Source organism: Serratia montpellierensis (genome assembly GCF_020858655.1).
In the GTDB taxonomy this organism is placed as follows: Bacteria; Pseudomonadota; Gammaproteobacteria; order Enterobacterales; family Enterobacteriaceae; genus Serratia; species Serratia montpellierensis.
This window is the reverse complement of record NZ_VOSN01000013.1, coordinates 449142-461391: the sequence shown is the minus strand read 5'-3', so window position 1 is coordinate 461391 and position 12250 is coordinate 449142. Positions and strand designations below refer to the sequence as shown.

The following is a 12250-nucleotide window of genomic DNA, read 5'->3' as shown; positions in this document are numbered from 1 at the left end:
CGGTACGGTGATCAATCCGCAGCAGCTGCGGGAGGTGACCGAGGCGGGGGCGCAGTTCGCCATCAGCCCGGGGCTGACCGAAGCCTTGCTGCAGGCGGCGACGGCGGGGCCTATCCCGCTGATCCCGGGTATCAGCACCGTTTCCGAGCTGATGCAGGGTATGGATCACGGCCTGCGCGAATTCAAATTCTTCCCGGCGGAAGCCAACGGCGGCGTGAAGGCGCTGCAGGCGATCGGCGGCCCGTTCCCGCAGGTGCGTTTTTGCCCGACCGGCGGCATTACGCCGAGTAACTACCGCGATTATCTGGCGCTGAAAAGCGTGCTTTGCATCGGCGGTTCCTGGCTGGTGCCGGCGGATGCGCTCGAAAGCGGCGACTACGCGCGCATCACTGAACTGGCGCGCAGCGCCGTCAGCGGCGCCGCGTTGTAACCCGTGCCGCGCCTGGGGTTGGCGCTTATTTGCGCACCCGCGATTATCGCAAGGCTCAACGTTCCGTTGGGCCTTTTTTAATTTTTATCGTGATTAACTTTCTTATTTTTAACCCGTTTTTTTCCGCTTTTTATGAAAACGGCAGTTTGCTTTCTTATTTTGGCTGTGGTAAAAATATCTCAGTTGAAAATTTTACTTTTATGAGGATATTGGGCAAATCGCACGGTGTGCGGCTGATAATAGAGAACTATTATGATGACTATTAACGGAACTACCCTCAGAACCTCTACTTGCCAACTCTTCCTGTCTGCGATCCTTGCCAGTGAGCATCACTGGTGCAGCGAGCTATAGCGTCTTTCTCCCTTAACCGGCGCGGGTGGCGGGCTTAGGCCTTCACGCTACCGTTCAGCCGGGCAAACATTCTTTTTGCGTTCGGGTCAGTTTATCCCCAGGGATCTCTGCGTCTTGCGCGCCGCAATACGGCCGTTCGACGAGATAAATCGGGATAAATATGCCTTGGCGCGCGTTATTCGCCGTTTGGGAGAAAAATTATGATTTATTGGATCTTTTTAGGTTTGGCCATCATGACCGAAATCATCGGCACTTTGTCGATGAAATACGCCAGCGTCAATGGCGGTATGATCGGGCACATCGTGATGTACGTGATGATCACCGCGTCTTATGTGTTGCTGTCGGTGGCGGTAAAACGCGTGGCGCTGGGCGTGGCCTATGCGCTGTGGGAAGGCATCGGCATTCTGTTCATTACCCTGTTCAGCGTGCTGTGGTTCGACGAGCCGATCTCGGCGCTGAAGGTGCTGGGCCTGGCTACGCTGATCGCCGGCATCATGCTGGTGAAATCCGGCACCCGCAAAGAGCGAAAACAGGTCAGCCCGCGAGGTGACAACCATGCAACAGTTTGAGTTGTACCACATTGGGTTCCTGGGGCTGGCGATCGTGCTGGAAATCATCGCCAACATCTTCCTGAAGATGTCGGACGGCTTCCGTAAAATTTGGCTGGGGCTGTTGTCGCTGCTGTCGGTACTTGGCGCATTCAGCGCTCTGGCGCAGGCGGTGAAGGGCATCGATCTGTCGATCGCTTATGCGCTGTGGGGCGGTTTCGGTATCGCCGCCACCATCGCCGCAGGCTGGATCATGTTCGGCCAGCGGTTGAACGCCAAAGGCTGGATTGGCCTGGCGCTGCTGCTGACGGGGATGGTGATCCTCAAACTGTCCTGATAGCGGGCAATAAAAAACCGCAGGCGTCGCCGTCTGCGGTTTTTTTTCGTCTGCGCTCAGGCAGGCTTACAGTGCGGCGATGATTTTGATTTCCACCTTGTACTTCGGATTCATCAGCTGCGCCTGCACGGTGCAGCGCACCGGTGCGCTGCCGGCGACCACCCAGGCGTCCCAGGCGGCGTTCATCGCGGCGAAGTCGGCGGTGTTCGCCAGGAAAATGGTGGCATCCAGAATACGGCTTTTATCCGAACCGACGCGCGCCAGCAGCACGTCGATGGCGGCGAGGGCGTTGGCGGTCTGCGCGGTCGCGTCGTCATCCAGGTTTTCCGGCACGCTGGTGTAGTAAATAGTCTCGTTGTGCACTACGGCTTCGGACCAGCGCTGATCGGGATCAATTCTTTCGATATTCATTTGCTTATCTCCATATCATAGTCCCGCTAAGGGTAGCACAGCCGGTCATGAAAATGCGCGGCGATAAAGTGGGTGGTAGCCGGGCGGCAGGCTTGGCATAATCACCGCTGAATGACACCGGCAGAGAGACAGCGTGACAGACGATTTTGCAACAGACGGCGCATTGGCGCAGGCTATCAAGGGATTCAAACCGCGTGAACCGCAGCGGCAGATGGCGCAAGCCGTTACCGAGGCGATCAATTTCAAGCAGGAGCTGGTGGTGGAAGCCGGCACCGGCACCGGCAAGACCTTCGCTTATCTGGCGCCGGCGCTGCGCGCCGACCGCAAAGTGATCATTTCGACCGGTTCGAAAGCGTTGCAGGATCAGCTGTATGCGCGAGATCTGCCTACCGTCGCCAAGGCGTTGAAGTACAAAGGCAAGCTGGCGCTGCTCAAGGGGCGCTCCAATTACCTGTGTCTGGAACGGCTGGAACAGCAGTCGATGGCCGGGGGCGAACTGGCGGGGCAGACGCTGATCGATCTGGTGCAGCTGCGCAAGTGGTCGTCACAGACCAAAGAGGGCGACATCAGCACCTGCAGCGAAGTGGCGGAAGACAGTTTCGTCTGGCCATTGGTGACCAGCACCAATGACAACTGTTTGGGCAGCGACTGCCCGCTGTATCAGGATTGCTTCGTGGTCAAGGCGCGCCGCCGCGCGATGGATGCGGATGTGGTGGTGGTGAACCATCACCTGTTCCTGGCAGATATGGTGGTGAAAGAGGGCGGTTTCGCCGAGCTGATCCCGGAAGCCGAGGTGATGATTTTCGACGAGGCGCACCAAATCCCCGACATCGCCAGCCAGTATTTCGGCCAGCAGCTCACCAGCCGTCAGCTGTTGGATCTGGCGAAGGACATCACCATCGCCTACCGCACCGAAGTGCGCGACGCCGCTCAACTGCAAAAAAGCGCCGACCGTCTCAGCCTGAGCACGCAAGATTTTCGCCTGAACCTGGGCGAGCCGGGGTTCCGCGGCAATCTGCGCGATGTGCTCGGCGAACCCAACGTGCAGCGCGCTCTGTTGCTGCTCGATGATGCGCTGGAGCTGTGTTATGACGTGATGAAGCTGTCGCTGGGGCGTTCGGCGCTGCTGGACGCCGCCTTTGAGCGCGCCACGCTGTACCGCGCACGGCTCAAACGGCTGAAGGCGGTGACGGAGCCGGGCTACAGCTATTGGTATGAGTGCAATTCGCGCCACTTCGTGCTGGCGCTGACGCCGCTGACGGTGGCCGATCGGTTCCGCGAAATGCTGGACGACAAGCCGGGCAGCTGGATCTTTACCTCGGCCACGCTGTCGGTCAATGACCAGTTGGGTCATTTCACCGAACGGCTGGGGCTGACCAAGGCCAAAACGCTGCTGTTGCCGAGCCCGTTCGACTATGCCAAACAGGCGTTGCTGTGCGTGCCGCGCTTTTTGCCTTCGCCGAACCAGCGCGGCGGGGCGCGCCAGCTGGCGCGTATGCTGCGGCCACTCATCGAAGCCAACAACGGCCGCTGCTTCTTTTTATGCACCTCACACCAGATGATGCGCGAGTTGGCGGAAGAGTTCCGCGCCACGATGACGCTGCCGGTGCTGTTGCAAGGGGAAACCAGTAAAGGGCAACTGCTGGCGCAGTTCGTCGCCGCCGGTAACGCGCTGCTGGTGGCGACCAGCAGCTTCTGGGAAGGGGTGGACGTGCGCGGCGACGCGCTGTCCTGCGTCATCATCGATAAGCTGCCGTTCACTTCACCGGACGATCCGCTGCTGAAGGCGCGCATTGAAGATTGTCGCCTGCGCGGCGGTGACCCGTTCAATGACGTGCAGTTGCCGGACGCGGTCATCACCCTGAAACAGGGCGTCGGCCGCTTGATCCGCGATACCGACGACCGTGGCGTGCTGGTGATTTGCGATAACCGTCTGGTGATGCGGCCTTATGGTGAGGTGTTCCTCAATAGCCTGCCGCCCACGCCGCGTACCCGCGATCTGAAACAGGCCATCGCCTTCTTGCAGGCCGCTGATACGTCGGCCACGTGAAAGATGAAGGGCTTACGGGGCTGTGCTACAATGCGCGCCCTGTATGAAAAACCCAGTTTTATTCCCGCCAGAGGTTGGCATGTCCACGCGAATTTTAGCGATCGATACCGCGACGGAAGCCTGTTCCGTCGCCGTCTGGAATCAAGGCGAAATCCACGCCCTGTTTGAGCTGTGCCCACGCGAGCATACGCAACGAATTTTACCTATGGTGCAGCAGGTGCTGGCGGAATCCGGCCTGGCGCTCAACCAGCTCGATGCGCTGGCCTTTGGTCGCGGCCCCGGCAGCTTTACCGGGGTGCGCATCGGCATCGGCATCGCTCAGGGCCTGGCGCTGGGCGCCGATCTGCCGATGATTGGCGTTTCCACGCTGCAAACCATGGCGCAGGGCGCCTGGCGTGTCAGCGGCGCGGAGCGCGTGCTGGCGGCGATCGATGCGCGCATGGGTGAAGTCTACTGGGGGCAGTTCGAACGTCAGGCTGACGGCAGCTGGTTGGAAAGCGAAGGCGAGGCCGTGCTGTCGCCGGCGCAGGCGCTGGAGCGTGCACAGCGCCTGCAGGGCGAATGGGCCCACGTCGGCACCGGTTGGCAAACCTATCCCGACCTGGTCAACGGTTCAACCCTGAGCGTACGCGATGGCCAGATGCTGTTGCCGCAGGCGCAAGACATGCTGCCGCTGGCGCTGCACGCCTGGCAACAGGGGTTGGCGGTGGCGGTGGAAAACGCCGAGCCGACCTATCTGCGCAATGAAGTCACCTGGAAAAAACTGCCGGGTCGCGAGTAATCGCGGCGTATTGTGCTGTTGTTGATGCCGGGCGATGAAGGCCTGCAACTTGAACGACGAAACGCGGTCAAAGTTACAGGCATTTCAGGAGATTGCGACTATGTTAATCCGCACTGCAAGTAAAAAGCTGTCGCTGCTGGCCATTGCCTGCGGCGCGCTGGCGCTGACCGGGTGCGTCACCGTACCGGATGCGATCAAAGGCTCCAGCCCCTCGCCGGTGACTCAGCTTTCCTCGGTACAAAATGCACCGAACCTGTTTACCGGCGCGGAAGCCCGCTTCGGCGGCACCGTGGTGAACGTCGCCAACGAACAAGGGCGTACGGTGCTGGAGATTGCGGCGGTGCCGCTCGACAGCGGTGCACGGCCGATTCTGGGTGAGCCGTCGCGCGGCCGCTTGCTGGCCACGGTGAATGGCTTCCTCGAACCGGTTGATTTCAAAGGCCAACTGGTGACCGTCGTCGGTCCCATTACCGGCCTGAAAGCAGGGCGGATTGGCATGACGCCCTATCGCTTCGTGACGATGAACGTGACCGGCTTCAAACGCTGGCATCTGGTGCAACAGGTGGTGATGCCGCCGGCGCCGATGGGCCCCTGGGGCTGGCGCGGTGGCCCGTGGGGGCCAGGTTGGGGCGCAGGCTATGGTTGGTACAACCCCGGCCCGGCCCAGGTGCAAACCATCGTAACCGAGTAGCATACGCTTGATGTGAACAAATTTGACAGGGCGGCTCAGGCCGCCCTTTTGCTTTTTTGGGATAAGGAATATCCGACAAGTTAGTGACGTACATCGCAACCTGAATAATGTTTAAAACCCAAACTGGTCTGCTGAGTTAAAATATTGTTATGGTTGGGCTGCGAGTTTGAGGGCTGCGATGATAATTAGTAATGATTTCAGGAGTAATACCTTGGATAAGGTCTGGTTAAAACGGTATCCGGCAGATGTGCCCGCAGAGATTGATGCCGATCGCTATTCGTCGTTGATCGAAATGTTTGAGCATGCCGTGCAGCGCTATGCCGATCAGCCCGCCTTTATCAACATGGGCGAGGTGATGACCTTCCGCAAGCTGGAAGAACGCAGCCGGGCTTTCGCGGCTTATCTGCAAAATGAACTGGGCCTGAAGAAGGGTGACCGCGTCGCGCTGATGATGCCTAACCTGTTGCAATACCCCATCGCTCTGTTCGGCATTCTGCGCGCCGGTATGGTGGTGGTCAACGTCAACCCGTTGTATACCCCGCGCGAACTGGAGCACCAGTTGAACGACAGCGGGGCCAGTGCCATTGTCATCGTTTCCAACTTTGCCCACACGCTGGAAAAAGTGGTGTTCAACACCCAGGTCAAACACGTGATCCTGACGCGCATGGGCGATCAGCTTTCGGCCGCCAAAGGTACGCTGGTCAACTTCGTGGTTAAATACGTCAAGCGCCTGGTGCCGAAATATAACCTGCCTGATGCCATATCATTCCGCAGCGCGCTGCAGCGCGGCCGCCGCCTGCAGTATGTAAAACCGGACATCATTAATGCCGATTTGGCCTTCCTGCAGTATACCGGCGGCACCACCGGGGTGGCGAAGGGCGCAATGCTGACGCACCGCAACATGCAGGCCAACCTTGAGCAGGCCAAAGCCGCCTATTCGCCGCTGTTCCGCGAAGGGCAGGAGCTGGTAGTGACGGCATTGCCGCTGTATCACATTTTCGCGCTGACGGTGAACTGCCTGCTGTTTATCGATCTGGGCGGGCGCAATTTGCTGATCACCAATCCGCGCGATATTCCGGGGCTGGTGAAAGAGCTGGGCAAATATCCTTTCACCGCCATGAGCGGCGTCAATACCTTGTTCAATGCGTTGCTGAACAACGAAGAGTTCCACAAGCTCGATTTCTCTACGCTGCGTTTCTCGGTCGGCGGCGGTATGTCGGTGCAAAAAGCGGTGGCCGAGAAATGGGAAAAAACCACCGGTAAGCACCTGCTGGAAGGCTATGGTCTGACCGAGTGCGCGCCGCTGGTGGCCGGTAACCCTTACGATCTGAAACACTACAGCGGTAGCATTGGCCTGCCGGTGCCGTCGACGGACATTCGTCTGGTGGATGACAACGGCCACGATGTGCCGCCGGGCGAACCGGGCGAACTGTGGGTCAAAGGGCCGCAAGTTATGTTAGGCTATTGGCAGCGCCCGGAAGCCACCGACGAAGTGCTTAAAGATGGCTGGCTGGCGACCGGTGACGTGGTGACCGTCGACGAGCTGGGGTTTGTGCGCATCGTCGACCGTAAGAAAGACATGATCCTGGTCTCCGGTTTCAACGTTTACCCGAACGAGATCGAGGACGTGGTCAGCCAGCATCCGAAAGTGCTGGAATGTGCAGCGATCGGCGTGCCCAGCGAGGCCTCCGGCGAAACGGTGAAGATCTGCGTGGTGAAGAAAGACGCCTCGCTGACCAAGGAAGAGCTGTTGACCCATTGCCGCCGCCACCTGACCGGGTATAAAGTGCCTAAAATTGTTGAGTTCCGCGATGAACTGCCGAAGTCGAACGTCGGCAAGATTTTGCGGCGAGAACTGCGCGATGAGCTAAAAACGCCGAAGCCGGCCGATGCCGCCTAGGTGTCGCTTTCGCGTCTGACTATCAACAACGCCGGTGAATGCCGGCGTTGTTGTGTTTGAATCCTACAAGAGAATGATGTTTTGAATTATCAGTTGATCACTACCGATGCCGGATTGCAGCAGGTCTGCGAGCAGGCGAGAAAGCATGCCCAGATTGCGCTGGACACCGAGTTTGTCAGAACGCGCACCTACTATCCTCAGCTGGGCCTGATCCAGCTCTACGACGGTGAACAACTCTCCCTCATCGATCCTCTGCCGATCAAGCAATGGCAGCCGTTTGTCGACCTGCTGGCCGACACCGCCGTGGTGAAGTTCCTGCATGCCGGCAGTGAAGATCTCGAAGTGTTTCTCAACGCCTTTAAAACGCTGCCGACGCCAATGGTCGATACTCAGATCCTGGCGGCCTTTACCGGCCGGCCGCTCTCCTGTGGCTTCGCGACGCTGGTGGCGGAGTATATGAAGGTTGAGCTGGACAAGAGCGAGTCGCGCACCGACTGGCTGGCGCGTCCGCTGACCGAAAGGCAGTGCGTGTACGCGGCCGCCGACGTGTTCTATTTGCTGCCGATGGCCAAACAGCTGGTGCAGGAGACCGAAGAGGCCGGTTGGACTGCGGCGGCCCATAACGAGTGCCTGCTGCTGTGCCAACGTCGTAGCGAGGCGCTGGCGCCGGAATTGGCCTACCGCGAAATCAGCAACGCCTGGCAGCTGCGCCCGCGTCAGCTCGGTTGTCTGCAGAAGTTGGCGGAATGGCGGCTGCGCCAGGCACGCGAGCGCGATCTGGCGGTGAACTTCGTGGTACGTGAGGAAAACCTGTGGCAGGTGGCGCGTTATATGCCGTCTTCGCTGGGAGAATTGGATTCGCTGGGCCTGAGCGGGCCGGAGATCCGTTATCACGGAAAAACGCTGTTGGCGCTGGTGGCGGAGGCCGAAGCGCTGGAAGAGTCCGCGTTGCCGGCGCCGTTGGCCAACCTTATCGATCAGCCGGGCTACAAGAAGGTGTTCAAAGACATCAAGGCGGCGATCGCTACCGTCAGCGAGCAAAGCGGGTTGAGCAGCGAGCTGTTGGCATCCCGTCGCCAAATTAACCAATTGCTGAACTGGCATTGGAAACTGAAGGATGGCGAAAGTCGCCCTGAATTAATCAGCGGCTGGCGCGGCGATCTATTAATGGCACCGCTGCAGGACATCCTGAAAGATTATTAATCGCTGATTATCACCAGGGCAGGGTAGGGAAACTCTGCTCGGGTGAATATAGGCAGGAAATAATGCGTTGAAGGTAAATCTGGCCAGAATTTACTTTAAACGAGGCGGCGGCAAAGTTAATTGGGAATAGTCCCAAAGGAAAGCATCGCTTTTTTGCTGCCGATAAAGCTTAATAACTGGATGCGCATACAGTTACCCCCTGCATAAAATATACAGGGGGTAATTAATGCGTCGCAATCATTTAGCTACTTCTTCCGATTCCGGTAATGTCACGTTAAGTTCAAGTACCGAAATGTCGTCCCCTTTCTGCTCGAACTGCACGTGCAGCATTTCAGGATCGATCTGAATGTATTTGCAAATAACCGCCAGAATATCGCGTTTCAGATCAGGCAGATACGGGGGCTCACTGTCCCCGCGACGACGCTCTGCGACGATAATCTGCAGCCGTTCCTTGGCTATATTGGCTGTCTGTTTTTTGCGGGACAGAAAGAAGTCTAATAAGGCCATGGTTTATCCCCCAAAAAGGCGTTTCAGGAAACCCTTCTTCTCTTCTTCAATGAAGCGGAATGGGCGTTCTTCCCCCAACAAGCGGCAAACGGTATCGTCGTACGCCTTACCGGCGTCTGACTCGGCATCCAGAATGACAGGCTCACCCTGGTTGGAAGCGCGCAGCACGGATTGGTCTTCCGGAATCACACCCACCAGCGGAATGCGCAGGATTTCCAGCACGTCTTCCATGCTCAGCATGTCGCCACGGCTGACGCGGCCCGGATTGTAACGGGTCAGCAGCAGGTGTTCCTTGATTGGCGATTCGCCTTTCTCGGCGCGGCGTGACTTGGAAGAGAGGATACCCAGGATACGGTCAGAGTCGCGTACCGAAGACACTTCCGGGTTGGTGGTGATGATAGCTTCGTCGGCGAAATACAGCGCCATCAGCGCACCGGTTTCGATACCGGCCGGTGAATCGCACACCACGAAGTCAAAATCCATCTCGCCGAGATCGTTGAGAATTTTTTCAACGCCTTCGCGGGTCAACGCGTCTTTGTCGCGCGTCTGCGAAGCCGGCAGGATATAGAGGTTTTCAGTGCGTTTGTCTTTGATCAACGCCTGATTCAGCGTGGCATCGCCCTGAATCACGTTCACGAAATCATACACTACCCGACGTTCGCAGCCCATAATCAGGTCAAGATTACGCAGACCGATATCGAAATCGATCACGACGGTTTTCTTGCCTTTCTGGGCCAGGCCGGTAGCGATGGCCGCGCTCGAAGTGGTCTTGCCAACGCCCCCTTTACCCGATGTAACAACAATAATGCGTGCCATGAAATGGATTCCTTGTCAAAAGGGCTTAGTTTAAAGGTTGTATGGTTAAAGCGTTATCCAACAGGCTGAGTCGTACGGCCTGCCCGACGTAATCGGACGGGATTTGGTCGCTCAACCAGTACTGCCCTGCGATAGAGACTAGCTCAGCCGCCAGGTGGGTGCAAAAAATCTGACATTGCGTGTCGCCTGACGCGCCTGCCAGTGCGCGACCGCGCATCATGCCGTAGACATGAATGTTGCCGTCGGCAATCAATTCGGCGCCGGCGCTGACGCTGCTGGTCACGATAAGATCGCAGTTGCGGGCGTAAATCTGTTGGCCGGAACGGACAGGCGTGCTGATGATGCGTGTTTTGGCGGGGGCGTTATCCGCCACCACGGGCGCAGGTGCAGGCTCCGGCGCTGCCATCTTCTGGCCTTTGCCTTCGCTCAGCAGCGGCAGCCCAGCGCGGGCTATCGCGCGCTTTTGACGCTCATCTCTGCAACCGCTGATACCCACAACGCGCAGACCTGCTGCCGCGACAGCCTGTTGAAGTTCTTTCCAGTTCGCATCGCCTTCCAGCGTTGCGACGTTGATAACAACAGGGGCGTTTTTCAGAAAAGCGGGCGCTTGCTCAACTTTTTCCTGTAACGCCTGACGTATTACCTCGGGCTGCGAATTATGCAAATGAACAACCGATAGGGTAAAACTGCTGCCTTTTAGCTCAATTGGCGATTGTGACATCTATCCTGACTCAGTCTCAGCAACTTTAAATCCCCGGAATACCACTCGGGGTGCGATATTCCGATGTACTATAAGCATGTTATAGTCAGAGTTATATCCAGGCAAGACGCTCCCTCAATTAAATAGAGTTAAAAAAATGCTTTGTGTGATCTATAGAAGCCCGAAACGCGATCAAACTTATCTTTATGTCGAAAAAAAAGACGATTTCTCTCGTGTGCCGGAAGAGCTGATGAAAAGTTTCGGCGTGCCGCAATTCGCCATGATGCTTTCGCTCGATGAGCGCAAGAAATTGGCCTCGGCGGATATCGACAAGGTGAAGCAGGCGTTGAAAGACGAAGGCTATTACCTGCAGTTCCCGCCGCCGGTAGAAAACCTGCTTAACCAGCATCTGGCGGGCGACAAGGCCTGAGACAGCGGCCACGGCCAGGGGAGGCGCGATGACACGTTCGGCAAGAAGAACCGTATTGGCCGCCTGGCTGACGTTGGGCGGGGTGCTAATGCCGGGCGCAGCGCAGGCGGCGCAGGAGACGACGCTGGCGACGAGCGGCCGCGATCCGGCGCAGTTCCCGGCGTATGTCGAGCAACTCAAGCGCCGGGCGCGGGAACAGGGCATCAGTCAGACCACCCTCGACCGCGCCTTTGCGCAAATTCATTTCGTCGATCGGGTGATCAAGGCCGATCGCAATCAGCCTGAGCAGAAGGTAACCCTGGACGACTATCTGCGGCGAGTGATGACGCCCGCCAAGGTGCGCCAGGGGCGCGAACTGTACCGGCAGCGCCAGGCGCAATGGACGCGCGCCAGCGAGCGCTACCGGGTACCGGGGCGCTATATCATCGCGCTGTGGGGCATGGAGAGCGCCTACGGCAAGATTCAGGGACGGGAAGACGTGGTGTCTGCGCTGGCGACGCTGGCGTTTGAAGGGCGCCGCGAAGCCCTTTTCAGCCAGGAGTTGATGGCAGCGTTGCAGATAGTCGAGCAGGGGCACGTCGGCGATGCGCCGCTGAAAGGGTCCTGGGCCGGCGCGATGGGGCAATGCCAGTTTATGCCGAGCTCCTTCTTGCGCTATGCGGCGGACGGCGACGGTGACGGGCGCATCGATATCTGGAACAACATTGATGATGTCTTCGCGTCTACGGCCAGTTATTTGTCCAAAGAGGGCTGGCAGCCCGGCATCGGCTGGGGGCGCGAGGTCAAATTGCCCACCGGTTTCAATCGGGCCGAGCTGGGGTTGAAAGACGCGCAGGCGCGCAGCGTCAACGCTTGGCAACAACGCGGGGTGCGTCGTGCGGATGGCAGCGCGTTGCCGCAGGCCGCTCAGCGCGGTTGGATCATCGCGCCGGATGATCTGCAGGGGCGGACGTTCCTGGTCTATGATAATTTTCGCACCCTCATGCACTGGAATCGCTCTTACTATTTCGCCCTCACCGTGGGTATGATGGCGGACGCGATCGGGCATTGATCCGGCACACCAATAATCGGCTTGGCGCGCCAAGCCTCTACAGT

General features: G+C 58.3%; 14 protein-coding genes. 10 read left to right on the top strand and 4 right to left on the bottom strand.

Features of this window, described 5'->3' with window-relative positions; all coding sequences use genetic code 11:
- From eda to mdtI, 3 genes are all read left to right on the top strand, one after another.
- Nucleotides 1-430 (top strand): bifunctional 4-hydroxy-2-oxoglutarate aldolase/2-dehydro-3-deoxy-phosphogluconate aldolase (eda, locus tag FUU19_RS13950; RefSeq protein ID WP_230507145.1); only part of this gene is annotated, 430 nt, incomplete at its 5' end.
- 551 nt (nt 431-981) lie between these two features.
- On the top strand, nt 982-1350 hold the full coding sequence (mdtJ, locus tag FUU19_RS13945) for a multidrug/spermidine efflux SMR transporter subunit MdtJ (protein WP_004932327.1): 369 nt from the start codon (nt 982-984) through the stop codon (nt 1348-1350).
- Nucleotides 1337-1666, top strand: a complete 330-nt coding sequence (mdtI, locus tag FUU19_RS13940; RefSeq protein ID WP_016927446.1) for a multidrug/spermidine efflux SMR transporter subunit MdtI — start codon at nt 1337-1339, stop codon at nt 1664-1666. The genes mdtJ and mdtI overlap by 14 nt, the downstream gene beginning before the upstream one ends.
- Nucleotides 1667-1732: 66 nt before the next feature.
- Here the strand turns inward: mdtI and FUU19_RS13935 are convergent, their stop codons facing one another.
- On the bottom strand, nt 1733-2077 hold the full coding sequence (locus FUU19_RS13935) for a RidA family protein (protein ID WP_230490897.1): 345 nt from the start codon (nt 2075-2077) through the stop codon (nt 1733-1735).
- A 133-nt stretch (nt 2078-2210) separates the two neighbouring features.
- On the opposite strand from FUU19_RS13935, the gene yoaA reads away from it, so the two are divergent.
- The 5 genes from yoaA to rnd all read left to right on the top strand — a co-directional run bounded on the left by yoaA (nt 2211) and on the right by rnd (nt 8702).
- Nucleotides 2211-4127, top strand: coding sequence for a DNA repair helicase YoaA (gene yoaA / locus FUU19_RS13930; RefSeq protein ID WP_202669612.1), 1917 nt, complete (start codon nt 2211-2213; stop codon nt 4125-4127).
- A gap of 79 nt (nt 4128-4206) precedes the next feature.
- Complete coding sequence (gene tsaB / locus FUU19_RS13925) at nt 4207-4908, top strand: tRNA (adenosine(37)-N6)-threonylcarbamoyltransferase complex dimerization subunit type 1 TsaB (protein WP_141968376.1); 702 nt, start codon at nt 4207-4209, stop codon at nt 4906-4908.
- A gap of 100 nt (nt 4909-5008) precedes the next feature.
- Nucleotides 5009-5599 carry a Slp family lipoprotein gene (locus tag FUU19_RS13920; protein ID WP_202669611.1) on the top strand — a complete coding sequence of 197 codons (591 nt, stop codon included), beginning with the start codon at nt 5009-5011 and terminating at the stop codon, nt 5597-5599.
- A 211-nt stretch (nt 5600-5810) separates the two neighbouring features.
- Nucleotides 5811-7499 (top strand): long-chain-fatty-acid--CoA ligase FadD, encoded by a 1689-nt coding sequence (gene fadD / locus FUU19_RS13915; RefSeq protein ID WP_141968380.1) that lies wholly within the window; start codon nt 5811-5813, stop codon nt 7497-7499.
- Nucleotides 7500-7580: 81 nt separating this feature from the next.
- Nucleotides 7581-8702, top strand: coding sequence for a ribonuclease D (rnd, locus tag FUU19_RS13910; protein WP_141968382.1), 1122 nt, complete (start codon nt 7581-7583; stop codon nt 8700-8702).
- 237 nt (nt 8703-8939) lie between these two features.
- Here rnd and minE read toward each other — a convergent pair whose 3' ends face one another.
- The 3 genes from minE to minC are packed head-to-tail and all read right to left on the bottom strand — an operon-like array spanning nt 8940 to nt 10746.
- The gene (gene minE / locus FUU19_RS13905; RefSeq protein ID WP_230490898.1) at nt 8940-9209 is read right to left on the bottom strand and encodes a cell division topological specificity factor MinE; all 270 of its coding nucleotides are present in this window, start codon (nt 9207-9209) and stop codon (nt 8940-8942) included.
- A gap of 3 nt (nt 9210-9212) precedes the next feature.
- Nucleotides 9213-10025, bottom strand: coding sequence for a septum site-determining protein MinD (gene minD, locus FUU19_RS13900; RefSeq protein WP_016927452.1), 813 nt, complete (start codon nt 10023-10025; stop codon nt 9213-9215).
- Between the two features lie 25 nt (nt 10026-10050).
- Nucleotides 10051-10746, bottom strand: coding sequence for a septum site-determining protein MinC (gene minC, locus FUU19_RS13895; RefSeq protein ID WP_025303113.1), 696 nt, complete (start codon nt 10744-10746; stop codon nt 10051-10053).
- Between the two features lie 136 nt (nt 10747-10882).
- Here minC and FUU19_RS13890 point away from each other — a divergent pair, with 136 nt between their 5' ends.
- Complete coding sequence (locus tag FUU19_RS13890; protein ID WP_141968384.1) at nt 10883-11155, top strand: YcgL domain-containing protein; 273 nt, start codon at nt 10883-10885, stop codon at nt 11153-11155.
- Between the two features lie 28 nt (nt 11156-11183).
- Nucleotides 11184-12206, top strand: a complete 1023-nt coding sequence (locus FUU19_RS13885; protein WP_430726446.1) for a lytic murein transglycosylase — start codon at nt 11184-11186, stop codon at nt 12204-12206.
- Nucleotides 12207-12250: the final 44 nt, after the last annotated feature.